Origin of the sequence: Sulfurospirillum barnesii SES-3 (assembly GCF_000265295.1) — a bacterium.
In the GTDB taxonomy this organism is placed as follows: domain Bacteria; phylum Campylobacterota; class Campylobacteria; order Campylobacterales; family Sulfurospirillaceae; genus Sulfurospirillum; species Sulfurospirillum barnesii.
Genome location: NC_018002.1, coordinates 1,410,511 through 1,429,137, shown reverse-complemented (window position 1 = coordinate 1,429,137; position 18,627 = coordinate 1,410,511). Strand labels below are relative to the sequence as shown.

At 35.4% G+C, this 18,627-nt stretch carries 18 protein-coding genes; 12 read left to right on the top strand and 6 right to left on the bottom strand.

The annotated features are described in order from the left end of the window. The first annotated feature begins 125 nt into the window (after window positions 1-125). From rpmH to nhaA, 7 genes are all read left to right on the top strand, one after another. A complete protein-coding gene (gene rpmH / locus SULBA_RS07215; protein ID WP_014769624.1) occupies window positions 126-260 on the top strand; it encodes a 50S ribosomal protein L34 in 135 nt (44 codons plus the stop codon). Next, window positions 248-586 (top strand): ribonuclease P protein component, encoded by a 339-nt coding sequence (gene rnpA, locus SULBA_RS13295; protein WP_014769623.1) that lies wholly within the window; start codon window positions 248-250, stop codon window positions 584-586. The genes rpmH and rnpA overlap by 13 nt, the downstream gene beginning before the upstream one ends. Next, a complete protein-coding gene (gene yidD, locus SULBA_RS07210; RefSeq protein ID WP_014769622.1) occupies window positions 583-936 on the top strand; it encodes a membrane protein insertion efficiency factor YidD in 354 nt (117 codons plus the stop codon). Before rnpA ends, yidD begins: the two co-directional genes overlap by 4 nt. Then, the gene (gene yidC / locus SULBA_RS07205) at window positions 933-2,519 is read left to right on the top strand and encodes a membrane protein insertase YidC (protein WP_014769621.1); all 1,587 of its coding nucleotides are present in this window, start codon (window positions 933-935) and stop codon (window positions 2,517-2,519) included. The genes yidD and yidC overlap by 4 nt, the downstream gene beginning before the upstream one ends. Then, window positions 2,519-3,466, top strand: a complete 948-nt coding sequence (locus SULBA_RS07200; protein WP_014769620.1) for a Jag N-terminal domain-containing protein — start codon at window positions 2,519-2,521, stop codon at window positions 3,464-3,466. Before yidC ends, SULBA_RS07200 begins: the two co-directional genes overlap by 1 nt. Further along, window positions 3,463-4,800, top strand: coding sequence for a tRNA uridine-5-carboxymethylaminomethyl(34) synthesis GTPase MnmE (gene mnmE / locus SULBA_RS07195; RefSeq protein WP_014769619.1), 1,338 nt, complete (start codon window positions 3,463-3,465; stop codon window positions 4,798-4,800). The genes SULBA_RS07200 and mnmE overlap by 4 nt, the downstream gene beginning before the upstream one ends. 135 nt (window positions 4,801-4,935) lie before the next feature. Further along, window positions 4,936-6,111 (top strand): Na+/H+ antiporter NhaA, encoded by a 1,176-nt coding sequence (nhaA, locus tag SULBA_RS07190; protein WP_014769618.1) that lies wholly within the window; start codon window positions 4,936-4,938, stop codon window positions 6,109-6,111. A 45-nt stretch (window positions 6,112-6,156) separates the two neighbouring features. Here nhaA and lolA read toward each other — a convergent pair whose 3' ends face one another. Next, window positions 6,157-6,672, bottom strand: a complete 516-nt coding sequence (gene lolA, locus SULBA_RS07185) for a LolA-like outer membrane lipoprotein chaperone (protein WP_014769617.1) — start codon at window positions 6,670-6,672, stop codon at window positions 6,157-6,159. Between the two features lie 129 nt (window positions 6,673-6,801). On the opposite strand from lolA, the gene secA reads away from it, so the two are divergent. Then, a complete protein-coding gene (secA, locus tag SULBA_RS07180; protein ID WP_041671974.1) occupies window positions 6,802-9,387 on the top strand; it encodes a preprotein translocase subunit SecA in 2,586 nt (861 codons plus the stop codon). A 9-nt stretch (window positions 9,388-9,396) separates the two neighbouring features. Then, on the top strand, window positions 9,397-10,599 hold the full coding sequence (locus tag SULBA_RS07175; RefSeq protein ID WP_014769615.1) for an ABC transporter permease: 1,203 nt from the start codon (window positions 9,397-9,399) through the stop codon (window positions 10,597-10,599). 20 nt (window positions 10,600-10,619) lie between these two features. On the opposite strand, the gene SULBA_RS07170 is transcribed toward SULBA_RS07175, so the two are convergent. The 4 genes from SULBA_RS07170 to SULBA_RS07155 form a co-directional block, all read right to left on the bottom strand. Continuing rightward, entirely contained in the window at window positions 10,620-11,021 is a 402-nt protein-coding gene (locus tag SULBA_RS07170; protein WP_014769614.1) for a hypothetical protein, read from the bottom strand. Between the two features lie 44 nt (window positions 11,022-11,065). Next, complete coding sequence (locus SULBA_RS07165; RefSeq protein WP_014769613.1) at window positions 11,066-12,301, bottom strand: ArsS family sensor histidine kinase; 1,236 nt, start codon at window positions 12,299-12,301, stop codon at window positions 11,066-11,068. Continuing rightward, on the bottom strand, window positions 12,298-12,978 hold the full coding sequence (locus SULBA_RS07160; protein ID WP_014769612.1) for a response regulator transcription factor: 681 nt from the start codon (window positions 12,976-12,978) through the stop codon (window positions 12,298-12,300). The genes SULBA_RS07165 and SULBA_RS07160 overlap by 4 nt, the downstream gene beginning before the upstream one ends. 62 nt (window positions 12,979-13,040) lie before the next feature. Then, entirely contained in the window at window positions 13,041-14,459 is a 1,419-nt protein-coding gene (locus tag SULBA_RS07155; RefSeq protein WP_014769611.1) for a DegQ family serine endoprotease, read from the bottom strand. Between the two features lie 161 nt (window positions 14,460-14,620). On the opposite strand from SULBA_RS07155, the gene SULBA_RS07150 reads away from it, so the two are divergent. The 3 genes from SULBA_RS07150 to SULBA_RS07140 are packed head-to-tail and all read left to right on the top strand — an operon-like array spanning window position 14,621 to window position 17,525. Next, window positions 14,621-15,514, top strand: coding sequence for a DnaJ family protein (locus tag SULBA_RS07150; protein ID WP_014769610.1), 894 nt, complete (start codon window positions 14,621-14,623; stop codon window positions 15,512-15,514). Window positions 15,515-15,525: 11 nt separating this feature from the next. Further along, the gene (locus SULBA_RS07145) at window positions 15,526-15,900 is read left to right on the top strand and encodes a heat shock protein transcriptional repressor HspR (protein ID WP_014769609.1); all 375 of its coding nucleotides are present in this window, start codon (window positions 15,526-15,528) and stop codon (window positions 15,898-15,900) included. A 2-nt stretch (window positions 15,901-15,902) separates the two neighbouring features. Further along, the gene (locus SULBA_RS07140) at window positions 15,903-17,525 is read left to right on the top strand and encodes a cation:proton antiporter (RefSeq protein ID WP_014769608.1); all 1,623 of its coding nucleotides are present in this window, start codon (window positions 15,903-15,905) and stop codon (window positions 17,523-17,525) included. On the opposite strand, the gene hemW is transcribed toward SULBA_RS07140, so the two are convergent. Next, window positions 17,508-18,563: a radical SAM family heme chaperone HemW gene (hemW, locus tag SULBA_RS07135; protein ID WP_014769607.1), complete on the bottom strand. Its 1,056-nt coding sequence runs from the start codon at window positions 18,561-18,563 to the stop codon at window positions 17,508-17,510. The genes SULBA_RS07140 and hemW overlap by 18 nt on opposite strands. Between the last annotated feature and the right edge of the window lie 64 nt (window positions 18,564-18,627).

The window sequence follows — 18,627 nt, the reverse complement described above, 5'->3', positions numbered from 1 at the left end:
GTGTAAAGCATTCGTCGTAAATTCATTGATTTTTTGAGAACTTCTTAATTTAAGCTTATTCAATTTTAAGTAAAGCTAAGGTAAAATCCGTACCTTAAATTATTTTTTATCAAAGGAACTTTTAGATGAAAAGAACGTATCAGCCACATAGTACACCTAAAAAACGCACACATGGCTTTAGACTTAGAATGAAAACTAAGGGTGGACGTAAGGTTATCGCAGCACGTCGTGCTAAAGGTAGAAGCAGATTGGCCGTTTAAAAGCATATGAAACTCTCAAAACGACACGAGAGTTTTCATTCGTTTATAATTACGCAAAGAAATGGCACTATGAAGGTGCTTTAGTCTTTTACAATCAAGATTCAACAAATAAAGTTGGCTTTACCGCAAGTAAAAAAGTCGGGAATGCTATTAAGCGAAATTTAGCAAAAAGGCGACTTCGTGCTATTTTTTTAGAAATCCAACACACTTTAGATGATGGTGTGTATGTTTTTGTGGCAAAAGAGAAAATACATCATTTATCGTATGATACTTTAAAAAAAGGTATTTTATGGTCAATGAAAAAAATGAATTGTGTTAAAGAATGAAAGTTCTGGCACTTTTTTTAATAAAGCTTTATCAGAAGTTTTTTACGTTAATTGGTTATGGAAGTTGCAGGTATTATCCAACGTGTTCTCAATACGCTAAAGAGCAATTTCTGCACAATAATTTTTTAAAAGCTCTCTTTTACAGTTTTATACGTATTTTGAAATGCAATCAACTTTTTGTTGGGGGGATTGATTATCCTGTAGTTCAAAAGAGTTTTGCATTTCCTCCTCTTTCGCTTTCAAAATCACCAGATATTCATCGTATTCTTTTTTGGTTTGTACCAAAAAATACCAAAAGTTTTTACGTAGTAAAAGCTTTTAAAACATTGAAACAAAAGGGAATCTCGTGACAGATAAACTTACTCCTCAGATGCGAGTTATCATCGCTACTGTTTTATCATTTTTATTTTTTGCTCTTTATGATCATTTTTTTATCCCTAAAAACACTCCTCTTGCTGAAACCAATACTTCTAAGATAGAACAAAATATCTCTTCTCCCTCTACAGCTTTGGATGTTTCGAGCGCAGTCAGTAGTAATGATATTTCACAGGCAACCGTAGCGTCTGGATCTGAGCATGAAATTATCGCTACGATAAAAGCTCCTGATTATGAGGTAAAGATTGATCGTTTAGGAAGAATTGCAAAATTTTATCTGGGTGAATCAAAATATCAAGATGACCATGGTGATCGAATACAACTCATTGATGGTTCACAAGGTGTATTGCCTTTAGAAATTCGTTTTAGTGACAAAAAAGTTAATGCTGATGCTTTTGTAATGTCTTATACTTCAGATAAACCAAATGTTGATGTAACTGAAAATGGTAGTGCTCTTGTGCTAACACAACACTTAGCAGATGTAACACTCACTAAAACAATTACGTTCTTTCCATCGGGTAAATATGATTTACATGTAAAGCTTTCAAATGCTAAAGATTATTTTATTTCTCCTGGTTTTAGACCCAATGCAGCTGTGGACAGTTACACGTTTCATGGTGCGTTAATTAAAAAAGCAGATAGCACGATTCACACTATCAGTGATGGTGATGCCAAAGGGGATGAACGCTTTGCAAATGCACGATTGATTGCTGCTGCTGATAAATATTACACAACATTTTTCTATGAACTAAATTCTGGTCTTGAGACAGTTATTTTACCTGGTAAAAACAGTGACCCTCTCTTATTTGCTAAGGGCCAGGATGATTTTAAACTTAGTGGCTATATCGGACCAAAAGAGCATAGGAAGCTTAAAACAATTGAACCTGAATTAACCGATGTTGTTGAGTATGGCTTTTTTACGTTTATTGCAAAACCACTTTTTTCGTTACTTTCTTATTTACACGGTATTTTTGGTAACTGGGGTTGGGCAATTGTTGCAATGACTATTATCGTACGGTTGGTGTTGTATCCTTTGACGTATAAGGGTATGGTCTCCATGAACAAACTTAAAGAACTTGCACCAAAAGTTAAAGAGCTACAGAAAAAATACGGTGATGATAAGCAAAAACTCAATATGCATATGATGGAACTTTATAAAAAGCATGGTGCAAATCCTATGGGAGGATGTTTACCTATTTTACTCCAAATCCCTGTTTTCTTTGCTGTGTACCGTGTTTTACAAAATGCCATTGAACTTAAGGGAGCAGAGTGGATTTTATGGGTACATGATTTAGCGGTCATGGATCCTTATTTTATTCTACCTGTGCTTATGGGTCTTACCATGTTTTTCCATCAAAAGATCACGCCAACGACCTTTAATGATCCAATGCAAGAAAAGATTATGAAGTTTTTACCGTTGATTTTTACTTTTTTCTTTGTAACTTTTCCAGCAGGTCTTACGTTGTATTGGTTTACAAATAACTTAGCATCCATTGTTCAGCAGTTTTATGTCAATAAACTTTTTGCAAAAAAACATAAAGAAGAAAAGGCTCAATAATGATAAGAGTTGAAGCACCAACACTTCAAGAAGCTTATTCTAAAGCAGCGAGTGAATTGTCTTGTTCGGTTGTGGAGTTAGAGATTAGTATTATTCAAAATGGTTCAAATGGCTTTTTAGGCTTTTTTAAAAAAGGTGCCATTATTGAAGTCAAACGCAAGGGTGAGATAAAAAGAGAAAATTTTGAGCGTAAAGAACATATTTTTTCTCATTCTGATGTTCATAAAGAGAATGATGATGAACGTAAAGAGAAGAGTAGACGTTCGAAAAACAGACGCTCAAAAAATAAAAATAAAGATCTTATACAACATGATGTTTCTGAAACAATTCTAGAAACTCAAGGCTCAGTAGTAAAAGAAAAAAGTGGTATTGTCCCTGAAATGATGCCACCTAAAAGTGTGCATGCGCATACAAGAGAATTACGTAATTCTCTTGTATCTCATACTATTGACCAAAATTTTCATCATGAAAAGCGTGCATTGGATGATATTATTGATGAAATTAATGTACAGATTAAACACCTTTTTCAATACAGCTGTTTTACACTTGAATCGCCTGTGGTATCCAAATACAATGAAGAGACTATTTTGATTGAATTTACGGGCGAAGATGCTGCTTTGCTCATTGGAAAAGAGGGATACCGATATAAGGCACTCTCTTATTTGCTCTACAATTGGATTAATCTTAAGTATGGTTTAAATATTCGTTTAGAAATTGCCGAATTTTTAAAAAATCAAGAAGAGATGATTGAAAAATATTTAACACCTGTGATTGAACGTATTCGTAACAGCGGAAAAGGTCAAACTAAAATTTTAGATGGTGTTCTTATCAAGATTGCGCTTGAGGCGCTTCGTTCAGAATTTCCTGAAAAATATGTTGGAATTAAATCAGGAAAAGATGGCGGTAAATTTATTGTCGTCAATGATTTTAATAGGAAAAACGCATAGATACTATTGCTGCTATTGCTACTAGTTCAGGTATTGGCTCCATTGCGATTGTACGCTTAAGTGGTGCCAATGCTTTTGCTCTTGCCCAAAAGCTTTCCCATAAGGAAACCTTGGAACCTCGTGTTGCGACACTGAGTTTTTTGTATGATCCCTCCAATGATCTTATTGATCAGGCTATTGTTATCTATTTTAAAGCACCTCATAGTTTTACAGCTGAGGATGTTGTCGAATTTCAGTGCCATGGTGGAAGCATTGTTGCCAATATGGTTTTACATTCCTTAATACAGTATGGTGCGAGACTTGCTTATCCTGGTGAATTTTCGAAAAGAGCATTTCTTAATGGCAGAATTGACTTAAGTGAAGCAGAAGCTATTGCTGCATTAATTGAGACAAAAAGCGTTGAAGCGGCGAAAATGTTGACACGTCAGCTTAAAGGTGAGCTAAAAAATTTTGTTTTACATGTAAGAGAACTTTTGGTTGAAATTCTCGCTTTTGTTGAAGTCAATATTGACTATGCTGAAGAAGATTTACCCTTAGATATGATAGAAAAAATCAATGAAAAATTACTGTATTTATCCAGTGAGCTTTTAAAAACATATGAGAGTAGTAAACGTCGTCAAGGGCTTATTCAAGGTTTTAAAATTGCGATTATTGGAAAGCCTAATGTTGGGAAGAGCTCATTGTTAAATCATCTTCTGAGTTATGATAGAGCCATTATTAGTGACATTGCAGGTACGACTCGTGATACGATAGAAGAAGAGTTACGCATCGGAACACATTTGGTAAGAATTGTCGATACAGCAGGTATTAGAGAAGCTCATGATAGCATCGAAAAAATTGGTATTGAGCGTTCTATTATGGCGATTGAAGAGTCAGAAATTGTGATTGCAATGTTTGATAATAGTAAGCACTATGACGATGAAGATGCTGTCATTTTGAATCTTTTAAATACGTATGCTTCAAAGAAAAAAATTCTTAAAGTTCTGAATAAAACCGATCTCCCTCGTCTGTTTGAAGTGGATTATTTAGGAAATGATTTTATGATGCTTGTATGTCAACAAGATACACAAGCTCTTGTGAATGCCTTGCAAAGAATTTTAGATGAAACGGCGCATGAAGATACTCTTTTACTTACATCTGTAAGACAAATGGATGCGGTGCAAAAAGCCTATGAGAATATTAAAAGTGCTTCACTTCTCTTAAGAGAAGGAGAACTTGAATTGTTTGCTTTTCATGTTAATGATGCTATCATGGCTATCTCATCAATTTCTATGGCATTTGAAAGAGATGAGATTTTAGATAAAATGTTTAGTAATTTTTGTCTTGGAAAATAAATATTTTACCAATATGTCTCATGTGTTTATTTATAAAGTATTTATGCCCTTTTGATACTATAATAGTATTTTAGCTTTGTTGTGTACCCTTTGATTAAAGAGTGTGCAAGAAATCTAAGATTATAAGGGATCTGTATGTTTAAAAAAATGATTAAAGAGTTTATTCAACGGCAATCTTCTGCGGGAATTATTCTTATTGTTGTAACGGTTTGTGCGCTTGTTCTACAAAATAGTTTTTTAGCGGATATATATACAAAATTTTTGCATACACCTGTTCAAATAAGTGTTGGAACATTTGGTATTGCAAAACCACTGCTTTTATGGGTCAATGATGGCTTAATGGCTATTTTCTTCTTTTTGATTGGCTTAGAAGTAAAACGTGAAGTTTTAGAGGGAGAACTCTCCAGTAGAAGTCAAATAGCACTTCCTTCAATTGCAGCTTTGGGTGGTATGTTGGTTCCTGCACTTGTTTTCATTGTATTTAATTATAAAGATACCTTTGCAATGAACGGTTGGGCTATTCCTACGGCAACAGATATTGCATTTGCTTTAGGGATTATTTCTCTTCTAGGCACAAGAGTTCCTGCTTCATTAAAGATTTTCTTAATGGCATTGGCTATTATTGATGACCTTGGTGCTATTGTGATTATTGCTCTTTTTTACACCAGTGATTTATCAATACTCTCTATTAGTGTAGCTGGTGTTGCATTATTAGTCTTATTGCTTTTAAATCGCATGAATGTTGCTAAGAAAGCAGCATATATTTTGGTGGGCATTGTTCTGTGGGTGAGTGTACTGAAGTCTGGTGTTCATGCAACCATTGCAGGTGTTTTGATCGCTTTTAGTATTCCTTTGTACTCCATAGGCTCTACTGGAGAGCGTTTTTCAATGGTTAAAGAATTAGAGCATGATTTACATTATTGGGTCGCATTTTTTATTCTTCCTCTTTTTGCCTTTGTAAATGCAGGCGTAGACCTTCGTAATTTATCCGCTTCAGCACTTTTCTCGGATGTTTCATTGGGTATTGCTCTTGGTCTCTTTTTAGGAAAGCAACTTGGGGTATTTGGTTTTAGTTTTCTTGCCATTAAAATGGGCGTTGCAAAACTACCCTCAGGTAGTAATTTCAAACAGCTCTATGGTGTTGCTATCTTAACAGGTATTGGTTTTACCATGAGTCTTTTTGTAAACACTTTGGCCTACAACGATACGGATTTCTTTCATTATGCAGATAAACTTGCTGTCTTAATAGGTTCGTTCCTCTCTGGAGTGATTGGCTACTTCGTGTTACGTCAGGTTTCAAAAGCAGTATAAAATGGGCTATAATTTAGCCCATTTCTTTACATGTAACTATTACGTTTATTCACGAACAACATCGTATCCTTTTGGAATTTCACCTTTAAAGAGTTCATCATCCAAAAAGAGATTTGTTGTTTGGTTATAAAACACAATTTCTACTGCGTTATCTAGTTTATCTCGATACATTACCTTCTCAATAGTTCCTTTTTGTGCAAGAATCGTATACGTCGTTTCCATAAATTGCGTGATATACGTATTGGGTTTAACTTCTTTTGCTTCTTGTAGAAGTTGAGCAATATTTGGGGTGTTTTGTAGCGTGGTAATAATTACCTGTTCTAATTCAGGTTCAACAATTAAGACACGGTTTTGGTTGAAATAGATTTTTTTTGAGACAGGTTTTTCATAAATCCAGAGTGCTTTTTTATCATTGGTTGCATAAAACAGCCCCTCGTAAATAATGGTTGTATTTTGGTCATTGGTGACTTTTTGGGAAAAATTGCTTTGTATGGTTTGAAAATGATCCATTTTTGCAAAAAGAAGTGATGTAAGAATAAAAAGAAACAGAGAAAATCGCATAAAAGACTCCTGTAAAAGGCAACTAAGATATGAAGTTTTATCAAATAGATAGTAAAAGTATGATAAAATCTCAAGTTTTATTGAAAATAAACATCGAAATACAAAGAAATATTGAGGTGAAGTCGTATGATATTAAGTAGTCTGATTCGTAAAATTTTTGGCACGAAAAATGATCGTGTTATTAAAGAGCTTGCTCATCGTGTTAAAAAAATAAATGCTTTAGAACCAACGTACGAGCAATTGGATGATGAAGCCTTAAAAGAAGCTTTTACTATTTTAAAAGGCGATGTACAATCAGGTCTTAAATCTTTAGATGATGTTTTGAATGATGTGTTTGCAATCACCAGAGAGGCAAGTAAACGTACCACGGGGATGCGTCATTTTGATGTACAAATGATTGGTGGTTTGGTGTTGCATGATGGTGATATTGCAGAAATGAAAACAGGTGAGGGTAAAACACTGGTTGCAACTCTACCTGTTGTGCTTAATGCGATGGTAGGTGAGGGTGTGCATGTTGTTACTGTGAATGATTATCTTGCTAAACGGGATGCAACCGATATGTCTCGTATTTATAATTTTTTAGGGCTTAGTGTAGGCATCGTTACAAATGATTTGGAAAATGATGCACAACGAAAAGCACAATACGATGCGGATATTACCTATGGGACCAATAACGAGTTTGGATTTGATTATTTAAGAGACAATATGCGTTATGCTTTAGATGAGAAAGTGCAAGGTATTCACAATTTTGTGATCGTTGATGAAGTGGATTCGATTTTGATTGATGAGGCGAGAACGCCTTTGATTATTTCAGGTCCTTCAAATCGAACCTTAGATGGTTACAAACGAGCTGATGGTGTTGCCCGAAAACTTCTTAAAGAAAATGATTTTACAGTAGATGAAAAAAACAGAACCATTCTGATGACAGAAGAGGGCATTGAAAATGCTGAAAAACTCTTTGGCGTTGACAATCTTTACAGCCTTGAAAATGCAGTTTTATCGCATCACTTGGATCAAGCACTGAAAGCACATTATCTTTTTACAGCAGATGTGGATTATGTGGTACGTGAGGGCGAAATTGTAATTGTTGATGAGTTTACAGGACGGTTGAGTGAGGGAAGACGTTTTTCAGAGGGATTGCATCAGGCTTTAGAGGCTAAAGAGGGTGTGATGATTAAAGAAGAGTCTCAAACGCTTGCGGACATTACGTTTCAAAACTATTTTAGATTGTATAAAAAACTAGCGGGTATGACAGGCACGGCTCAGACAGAAGCAACAGAATTTGCGCAAATATATAATTTAGAAGTTATCTCTATTCCCACCAATGTGCCAATGCGTAGGGATGATAAAAATGATTTAATTTACAAGACAGAGCGGGAGAAGTTCGAAGCTGTTATTAAAGATATTAAAGAGTGCCATAGCAAAGGGCAACCTGTGTTAGTAGGAACCGCTTCCATTGAGAAGAGTGAACTTTTGCACACGCTTTTGAAACAAGAGAAAGTACCCCATTCGGTTTTAAATGCAAAAAACCATGAAAAAGAGGCACAAATCATCAAAGATGCAGGGGCTAAAGGGGCGGTAACCATCGCAACCAATATGGCAGGACGTGGTGTTGATATTAAAATTACCGATGAAATTAAGGCATTGGGGGGTTTATATATTATTGGTACGGAACGTCATGAAAGCAGACGTATTGATAACCAGCTTCGTGGTCGTGCAGGTCGTCAAGGTGATGTGGGTAAGAGTCGTTTTTATTTAAGCCTTGAAGACAATTTATTACGTATTTTTGGAAGTGATCGTATTAAAGCAATTATGGAGCGTTTAGGAATTGAAGAGGGTGAACATATTGAATCGAAAATGGTGACACGTGCGGTTGAAAATGCTCAGAAAAAAGTAGAAGCGCTTCACTTTGAATCTCGTAAGCATCTTCTTGAATACGATGATGTTGCTAATAAACAACGTAAAACGATTTATAATTTTAGAAATGAACTGCTCAATCCAACATACGATATTGAAACAAAAATTAAAGATATTCGTTTTGAATTTGTCACCAATACCCTTTTTAAAGTTGAAATTTATGAGGGTATGACACACAGCGAGTATAATTTTGAGCGTCTTGTTTCTGTTTTGAGTGATGAAGTGAATGAAAGCTTTGAAATTAAAGATTTGCAAGGTTTAGAGTTTGAAGAACTGCGTCAGGTGATTATTGCAAAGCTTGCGCAGAGCTTTGATGCAAAAATGTCTGTTGTGGATGAGCAACAACGTAAAGAGATTGAGCGTATTTTATACCTTCAAGTACTTGATAATGCATGGCGAGCACACCTTTATCAAATGGATATTTTAAAAACAGGTATTGGTCTTCGTGGGTACAATCAAAAAGATCCTTTAACCGAGTATAAAAAAGAGAGTTACAATCTCTTTATTGAATTGGTTGAACAGATTAAATTTGAAAGCTTTAAAACCCTTCATATTGTCCAGCTTCGTGACAACAAAGAAGAAGAAGAGCGCCATGTTATGGAAGAGATGATTCGTAAAATGGAAGCAGCCAATGCCCAGACAACTCTTTTGCATCAAGATCCTTTTGGGAATGAAGACGGCGATGAAGCCAGTCAAGAGAAAAAAACAGCACGTAATGAACCATGCCCTTGCGGAAGTGGTAAAAAATATAAACAGTGTTGTGGCAAGAGTGGTCCTAAAAAAGGGCTTTTAGCATAAGGATAAAGGGTGCAAAAGAATCTTAGTTTTTATCTTGTCAAAAAGTATTTACGTTTTGATGCATCGCAACCTTTTATTACCGTTATCTCTTTTTTAGCATTTTTTGGTGTGGCTATTGGTTTAATGGTTTTAATGGTTGCTATGGCAATTATGAATGGCTTTGATAAAGAATTTGAAAAAAAACTTTTTACGATGAATTACCCGCTTTCCATTTATTCTCGTAGTTTTAATGCTGTAAGTGAGGTTGATTTACAACGTTTGGAAGCAGAGTTTCCAAAACTTAAATTTAGTCCTTACATCTCCACGCAAGTGATTATAAAAAAAGGCAATAGACTAGAAGGTGGTATGCTTTTTGGTGTTCATTTTGAACAAGAGGCTAAGATTAATGCTATTTTAGCGGATGCCATTAAAGATAAGACACTGGACAAATATGACCTTATTACGGGCAGTGAAATTGCTAAAACACATCAATTTGCAACAGATGACAAGGCTACATTGATTTTTACAAAAAATGATCCTGGTGGTATGAGTTTAATTCCTAAAATGAAACGCTTTAATTATCAAGGTTCCTTTCGTTCAGGTCTTATTGCATACGATAAAGCGTATATGTATACAACCCTTGATTCTCTTGCGCAAGTTTTGCAGTATGAAGATGGGCAATACGATGGTATTCACATCTATTCAGACGATCCTTTTACTGATATAGAAGCAATTCGTAAAGTCCTTCCCGAACATTTGGGTATTGTAGGATGGTGGCAAATGAATGGTAATTTTTTTGCCGCACTTGCCTTAGAGAAAAGGGCCCTTTTTATTGTTTTAATGCTCATTATTTTGATCGCATCATTGAACATTATTAGTTCTCTTTTAATGACAGTTATGAATCGACGTAAAGAGATAGCACTGCTTCTCTCTTTGGGTGCGTATAAAAAAGAGATTAAAAATACATTTTTTTACTTGGGTATTGTAATTGGGGGTGGAGGAATGCTCTTTGGTATGGTATTGGGATTTTTAGCACTTTTCCTTTTAAGCTCATTTGACCTTGTCTCTTTGCCTGCGGATGTGTACGGAACGGCTAAATTGCCACTGGAACTTTCCATGCTTGATTTTGGCTTAATCGTTTTTGGTACGAGCATTATTGTGGCACTTTCCTCGTATTATCCCGCACATAAAGCAACACAAATTAACGTTTTAGATACCTTGCGTAATGAATAAAAAGTAGTAGGAATTTCCTACTACTTTAGCAGTTCTGAAGTGATATTACAGTGTTTTTCGACCATAAGGTTGAGTTTTTTTAATAAGGCTTGGGCATTGTGTCCATCTTCTGGATAACAAACAATACTATCGGAGGATTCTTGGTCTAAAAATTCTTGAATGCCTTTTAATACCTCTGTCGCCCCATTCCAATCTGTACCAGTAAGCATGACAACATAGTGATTAGAGTGGCTAAAAATAGCATCTGTTTTTCGAAGAATATCTTGAAACATTTTGAGGCAGTCCATCTCTTTCTTATCTTCTAATGAGAAAAAAATAAGAGAAAATTGTATTTCATCTTGAATACCAAAGCGCTCTAGTAAAGCAATATGATGGTCAATAAAATGGCTTAGATCGTTATGCGAAAATGTAATACCCGACATAAAAACTCCTTCCTAACCTAATTTTTTTAATTGTACTCTAAAATTCACATGAGTGTTTCTATTTTTTCAAAACTAAAATAATTATATCCTTCTTTGTGTTCGTAGGTAAAAGTAATATGATGAGCTTTTATAATATTATGGACGATATAAAGACCCAACCCAAAACTTTGGTGGGAGTTTTTTTCTTGTACAAAAGGTTCTAAATAGTGTGAAAGCTCTCTTGTAAGGGGTTTTCCTTGACTGATAAAGGAAATTTTAGAGTGTGTTGCAAGTATTTTTATTTTTTGGTCGTTTGAATATTTAATACCATTGTCAATCACATTTTTCATAGCAGTTGTAAAGAGCCGAAAGTCTACATGTAAAATAATTTCTTCATCCATGATTTCATTGTGAACTTGTGAGGGTGAAATCATGGCAAGATCAATTGCTTCATCTAGTAAATCTACTAAGAGATAAGGCTTGATATTTTTAAGTCCTTCACCTGAGGTGATTTGTTCAATGGAAGCAAATTCATTAATCAGTAATTCTAACTTTTCAAAGGTTGAAATCAAACGCTCTTTTTGTTTACTCTCTTCAAGCATTTCAGCACTAATACGCCCTTTGGTAATAGGCGTTTTAAGCTCATGCATAATATTTCGTAAAAAAAGTTGTCTGGAGTGATTGAGTTTGTTAATTTGTTCTACCGCATTATGAAATGAATTTGCCACCTGAGATATTTCATCTTCTCCATCTGCCTTACAGTCAATGTTTAAATCCCCTTGGGCAAAACGATCCATTTGCCGCTTGAGTTTGCGTAAGGGTTTTAATTTTCGAATCGTAAGCATATAAGCAATAATAATAATTGCAAAAACACTACCAAAAATAATTTTAATTAAGTCATAACGGTAGGGCTGAAAGTCTTCATCTTTAAGCAGTAAGGATGAGTATTTGGTTTCAATATGCAAATAGTGGCTGTTTTCATAGCGTAAAATTGCACTCGTTCCAATTTTATCAGCAATTTTTTGGATAATTTGCGCTTTTTCAATAATGCTACTTTTTAGCTCTTTATCGCTAATTTCACGCATTTGATACCCCTGAACTTGCCGTTTGAGCTCTTCATTGGTAATAAAATTATTAAGATGAAATAAGGTTGCACGAGAGATAATGGAATACTTTGTATTAAGCTTTTCAGTATACGTTTGCTTGTCGTATTCTAATAAAAAAAGGAGTGCTAAAAAAATACTGACAATACTGGTAGCAAAAATAAAGGTAATGCTGTAAAAAATAGACGATTTAGTCATTGTAAAAACTTGTAACCAATGCCACGAATAGCATGAATATATTTAGGTTCTTTTGGATTTTCTCCCAGTTTTTGGCGAATGCGCCCAATGATAACATCAATACTTTTATTGCTTGTCTCTTCACCAATGGCTTCAATGTTGTAAATAAGCTCTTCACGTGAGACGACACCACCTTCTTTTTTAATCAAATATGCCAAAATCCCGTATTCTGCCGCAGTGAGGTGAAGTTCTTTTTCCTGAAAAAGAATACTCATTTGGTGTTCATTTAAATGAAAGGCTTTTGTCTTCTGCAAAGGGTGCTCTGTTGTTGTCACTCCCTTTTGTCTTCGTAATAAACTCATAATACGTGCTTGAAGTTCTCGTGGATTATAGGGCTTTGGTAGATAATCATCCGCACCATTTTCAAGTGCGGTAACTTTATCGGTAATATCGGTTCGTGCAGAAGAGATAATAATAGGAAGTGTATGATGTTTACGAATCTCTTTACATACCTCTAGTCCGTCAATGCCTGGAAGGGTAAGGTCTAAAATCACAAGATCAAATGTCTGTGTATCAAGGGTAGATAAACCAATATAAGGATCATCAGCAACACTAATTGCAATTTCAAACTGTTCTAAATACTCTGTTAAAATTTCAGCCAACTCTAAATCATCTTCGATCATCAAAATTTTTGTCATTGCCTATACACTCCTTACATGTAACTGTATTATAACAAAATAGGAGGTAAAAACCTCCTATTTTAAGGCATTACAAGGATGGATCGATAATTTTGACGATTGATGATGACACGTTTTTTACTGTTTTTGTACTCTTTAAGTGCATTCGTGAAATCATGAAGAGAACTGATACGCATTTGTTCAATTTGAATAATGACATCCCCTTGTCTAAAGCCTATTTTTTCAGCTTTAGAATCCTCTTTGACCTCTGTTACCAAAAGACCCTCACTCTCTTTTGAAAGCTGGTATTGTTTCCTTGTTTGGGCATTGATTTCCACAAGACTTAATCCCTCAATAGAGCTTGATGTGCTTTTACCGTCACTACTGGTTAGGATTTCTGAATCCATTTTTGCCAGTTTTATTTTGGTGTTTTTAATTTTTTTATCACGTTCGTATGTAATGTTAACACTCTTATCAGGCGTAATAGCCGCAATTGTATTTTTGAGTTCGTTGGCATTTTTAATTTTAACACCATCTACTTCAAGAATAAGGTCTGAGACTTGAAGTCCTCCTTTTTCCGCAGGTGAGTTTTTCTCAATCATCAAAATAACTGCACCTTGTTTGTTGTCATACAGTTCTTTCAGATCTTTGGTTAAATCGGCAATCGAAACACCCATAAAACCACGCTCAACTTTTCCATTTTCAATGAGACTGCTTGCTATTTTTTGTACCATATTGGAAGGAATTGCAAAGCCAATGCCATTATTGCCACCACTTCTGGAGAGAATGGCGCTGTTGATTCCAATTAAGGCACCACGGCTATCAACCAGAGCCCCACCAGAATTACCAGGGTTAATAGAAGCATCCGTTTGAATAAAATTTTCGTATTGATTCAGCCCTACATTGCTTTTATTTAGCGCTGAAATAATCCCTTGTGTAATGGTTTCTCCTACACCAAAAGGGTTACCAATCGCAAAAACTAAATCACCCTCAAGCAGATTTGAAGAGTCTCCAAATTTTGCTACATGTAAATTTGTAGCATCAATTTTAACCACAGCAAGGTCTGTTTTTGGGTCTTCTCCAATCACTTTTGCTTTATACTCTTTTTCATCATTTGGGAGCGTAATCACAATTTCATCAGCGCCTTCAACCACATGATTATTGGTGACAATGTAGCCATCTTTGGAGATAATCACACCAGAACCTAGGGAGTGTGATTTACGCTCTTGTTGCCTAAACTCAGGCATACGGTTACCAAAAAACTCTTTAAAGAATGGATTTTGCATGAGTTCGTTGAGCTGTTCATTTTGTTTTGTTTTTTTCGTGGTTGCAATGTTGACAACACTCTTTTTACTCTCTTTAATTGCGTTGTGATAAGAGATAATAACATTGGACGTTGTGGCATCAATACGCTGTGAGTCTTGTGGCATTTGCTCTAAAGTAACACTTGCCCCAAACAAAGAGAGCGCTGTAAAAAGAGAGAGGGAAATAATCTTATTCATGAGAAACTCCTTAATGAAAACTTCTTTAAATGATAGTTAGAATTATAAGGGATGGAGGTAAACACAAAGTAAATATTTGGATAAAATAGACCATAAGTTGATTGATATAGACTAAAGTTTTATGGTATAATGGCTATAAATATTATACGAGGTTTAAGGTTATGAGTAAGAGTTTATATGAGACATTAGATGTATCGCAAGATGCGAGTGCAGAAGAGATAAAGAAGGCGTATCGCCGTTTGGCACGCAAGTATCATCCTGATATTAACAAAGACGCAGGTGCGGAAGAAAAATTTAAAGAAATTAATGCGGCGTATGAAATTTTAAGTGACGAACAAAAACGCCATCAATATGACCAATACGGTGACAGTATGTTTGGTGGACAAAATTTTCATGATTTTGCCCATGCACAAGGAGGAGCGAATTTAGATGATATTTTACGCTCTATCTTTGGCGGCGGAGGCGGTTTTGGTGGTTTTAGTAGCAGACAAGGGGGCTTTGGTGGCTTTGGGAACACAGGCTTTGGCGGAGGTGGTTTTGGTGGGTATTCTCAGCCAGATTTAGATGTGAGTGCCAAAATTGTGATTCCTTTTAATGTTGCAATTTTGGGTGGAAAACACTCTCTTTCGTACAATAATGAGAGTTTTGATGTCAAAATACCTGCAGGAATTAAACATGGTGAGAAGATGCGTGTTAAAGACAAAGGTAAGGCATTTCAAGGTCAAAAAGGGGATTTGATTTTAAGTGTTGAAGTTGCCTCAAGTCCTGAATATACCAGAGAAGGGGATGATTTAATTAAAAGCATAGACATCCCTTTAAAAACCGCACTTTTTGGGGGTAAAATAGTGCTTGACACCCTTTATAAAGAGATTACGCTCAAAGTAAAAGAAGATACAAAAAATGGGCAAAAGTTTAGGGTGAAAGAGTACGGTGCACTGAACCGCAAAACACAAAACAAAGGTGATTTATACCTTGTTGCTAACATTGTTTTACCCACTGTATCATCACTGGATAGTGAGTTAAAAGCAGTGTTAGAAGCCAAACTACCCAATTAAAGGAGTCTTATATGCATCATGGTTATGAAGAGCCAGTTTATTTGATTAGTGTGGTTGCAAAAGTGTTAACCATTCATCCCCAAACCTTGCGTCAGTATGAACGAGAGGGTTTGGTGAGCCCCTCACGTACAGATGGTAAAATGAGGCTTTATTCACAAAGGGATATTGATAAAATCAAAATGATTCAACGCTTAACCCGTGATTTGGGAGTGAATTTAGCAGGCGTTGATATTATTATGCAGCTTAAAGATAAAATTGATGAATATGAGTCGTTGATTGAGAGTTTACGCTTAGAAGTGAATGGGCTTACGAAGAAAAGTACGCAAACAAAAAATCCTTTGGTGAAACATAAAAACAGTTACGAAATTATTTTATTTGGGGAATAGGCTTGGATAATTTATTGACCATAATTCTGAGTGCAACAGCCATTGCTACTTTTTTAAATATTTTATTAAAGCGTTTTAATATTCCAACTATTATTGGGTATATTTTTACAGGCTTTGCGATTGCCTATCTCTTTGAATTAGGTCGTAATAATGACTCTTTAACTCATGTTGCTGAATTTGGGATTGTATTTTTAATGTTTACGATTGGTTTAGAGTTTTCTATCAAGCATCTTATGGCAATGAAAAAAGATGTTTTTTTCTATGGGCTTTTACAAGTATGCCTCGTGGGCGGTGTCATCGCATTAAGTGCGGAATTTCTTTTTGGAATTGAGAAAAAAAGTGCCATTATTATTGGGTATGCGCTTGCTCTTTCTTCTACTGCTATTGTGCTTAAGATTTTTAATGATAGGGGTATGATTCATACCGTTTATGGTCGCAAAGCTTTGGGTATTTTACTCTTTCAAGATATAGCGGTTATTCCTATTTTGTTAATGATTAATATTTTTTCTAATCAAGAAAGTTCACTTTCTACCCTTTTATTGCAGACATTTTACAGTGTTGTTATTATTTTAGGACTCATGTTTTTAATTGCTAAATACGTACTGAATCGTTTTTTATCTTTGGTGGTGTGGGCGGATACGGAGGAAATTTTTATTGCGGCGGTGCTTTTGTTTGTCGTAGGTGCCTCTTTTTTAGCGCATATGTTAGGATTTTCCTACTCACTGGGTGCTTTTTTAGCAGGCATGATGATGTCAGAAAGCCAATACAAACATCAAATTGAAGCCGATTTGGTTCCGTTTCGTGACTTGTTATTGGGGCTCTTTTTTATCACCGTTGGTATGCAAATTGATTTTAACTTGATAGCACAAAATTATGGGATGATTTTATTTTCTTTGGCTCTCATGATGGTGTTTAAAACATTGGTTGTGTTTGGCATACTCTTCTTTTCTGTGGGTGGTAGGGTTGCTCTTAAAACGGGGTTGGCATTGTGTCAAGGAGGTGAGTTCACGTTAGCTATTTTAGCCCTTGCAAGTTCCAGTCACTTAATCAGCCCAACGGTGTCACAAATTTTGATTGTAACGGTCGTGATTTCTATGGTGATGACACCGTTTATTTTAAAAAATATGAAAAAAATCGTGGATGCGATGAGTCAAGAGCCCAATAATGGTGATTTTATGATTCATTCTTCTGGCATTAAAGATCATATTATTGTGTGTGGGTATGGAAAATTGGGGCAAGAGATTGTCTACCGTTTGAAAAAGATGAACGTGAATTATTTGGTTTTAGAGCATGATATTAATCTCGTAAAGCTTGGGCAAAGCAGGGGTGAGCCTGTTTATTTTGGAAATGCCGCAGAAAAAACGATATTGAAAAATGCTTTTGTAGAAAATGCCAAAGCGGTTATTATTGCGATCAATAACGAGAAAAAATTAATTTTACTCTGTGAGATTTTAAAATCGTTTAATGCGCCTATTAAAATTGTGGCAAAAGCCAGTGATTATGATGAAAAGAAGCTTCTTAAATCTTTACATGTAAAACATATTGTAAATGAAGGAAGAGAGGCAGCTAAAGCTCTTTTGAAAGTTGCGATGGAAGAGGATGAAGCGTTATTGAGTGATAAATAACGCTATTTCATCGCTTAAAAAATAGTCATTATTATAGACTCTATTTTCTTTACATGTAAGCTTTTTTTCTTTGAGCAAAAGCATGACCCTTTCTTGTTCTTTGGGGCTAAAATGCTCCAATGCTATGCCAATAATACTTCTAAGTCCTAAAAAAATCATCTCTACATGTAAATCTTCAAAACTTAAGTCTTCCACCTCTGCAAAAAGTGGATTTTGAATGTACGTTTCTATATTTTTAGAAGGATAAAAACGTTTATTTTTAAAAAATCCCACAGCACCTGCCCCAATACCCAGATAATCTTGTTGCTCCCAATATCCTTTATTGTGTTTGCTTTGATAGGTCCCAAAATTTGAAATTTCATACTGAGGAAATCCTGCATCAATAATCTCACGTACAAACTTTTTGGCAAGTTTTTCCGAACGGTTCGTCACATTTTTTTGGGTGTAAAAAGGGGTGTCTTCTTCAAGGGTTAAGGCATAAGCACTCAAATGATTGATAGGGAGATGTTTTGCACGCTGTAAATCTTCATTTAAGAGGCTTAAGGTATCGAATGCTGTACCATAAATAAGATCCAGTGAAATGTTTGAAATCCCAAGCTCATAAGCTTGTGTAATAGCCTCTTGTGCATGTTTTGGTGAGTGATTACGCCCTAGAAAATGAAGCTTTTTTTCATTAAAACTTTGAACCCCAAAACTAAGACGGTTGAGTCCTAAGCTTTTCATCTCTTGCAGCCATGCTTTACTGGCTGAGTGAGGATTGGCTTCAGAGGTAATTTCAACATCTGCACTGAAATAAGGAGAAAGCATTTCAAAGAAAGGTGCATACCATGAGGCATGGATGGTTGAGGGCGTTCCTCCTCCTATGAAGAGTGAAGTGATTTCTGCTGGTTTAAGCTGAAATTTTTCCAACGTAAAGGCAAGCTGTTTGGTGATGCTTTTCATATAGGTTTGTTTTAAAGCATTTTGATTTGTGTAAGAGTTAAAAGCGCAGTAATGGCATTTACTATCGCAAAAGGGGATATGCAAATAAGCGAGCACGGATTTCCTTGTATCAAGCAAGTTTAATGACTTTTTCGTTACCATTGTAACAAAAATATAGAGG

Bases quoted from the DNA above. Each gene is read 5' to 3' on its own strand.
- SULBA_RS07150 (WP_014769610.1), top strand. From the start codon at position 14,621: ATGAGTAAGAGTTTATATGAGACATTAGATGTATCGCAAGATGCGAGT.
- SULBA_RS07160 (WP_014769612.1), bottom strand. From the start codon at position 12,978: ATGACAAAAATTTTGATGATCGAAGATGATTTAGAGTTGGCTGAAATT.
- SULBA_RS07155 (WP_014769611.1), bottom strand. From the start codon at position 14,459: ATGAATAAGATTATTTCCCTCTCTCTTTTTACAGCGCTCTCTTTGTTT.
- nhaA (WP_014769618.1), top strand. From the start codon at position 4,936: ATGTTTAAAAAAATGATTAAAGAGTTTATTCAACGGCAATCTTCTGCG.
- rpmH (WP_014769624.1), top strand. From the start codon at position 126: ATGAAAAGAACGTATCAGCCACATAGTACACCTAAAAAACGCACACAT.
- SULBA_RS07200 (WP_014769620.1), top strand. From the start codon at position 2,519: ATGATAAGAGTTGAAGCACCAACACTTCAAGAAGCTTATTCTAAAGCA.
- SULBA_RS07145 (WP_014769609.1), top strand. From the start codon at position 15,526: ATGCATCATGGTTATGAAGAGCCAGTTTATTTGATTAGTGTGGTTGCA.
- yidD (WP_014769622.1), top strand. From the start codon at position 583: ATGAAAGTTCTGGCACTTTTTTTAATAAAGCTTTATCAGAAGTTTTTT.
- SULBA_RS07165 (WP_014769613.1), bottom strand. From the start codon at position 12,301: ATGACTAAATCGTCTATTTTTTACAGCATTACCTTTATTTTTGCTACC.
- SULBA_RS07170 (WP_014769614.1), bottom strand. From the start codon at position 11,021: ATGTCGGGTATTACATTTTCGCATAACGATCTAAGCCATTTTATTGAC.
- lolA (WP_014769617.1), bottom strand. From the start codon at position 6,672: ATGCGATTTTCTCTGTTTCTTTTTATTCTTACATCACTTCTTTTTGCA.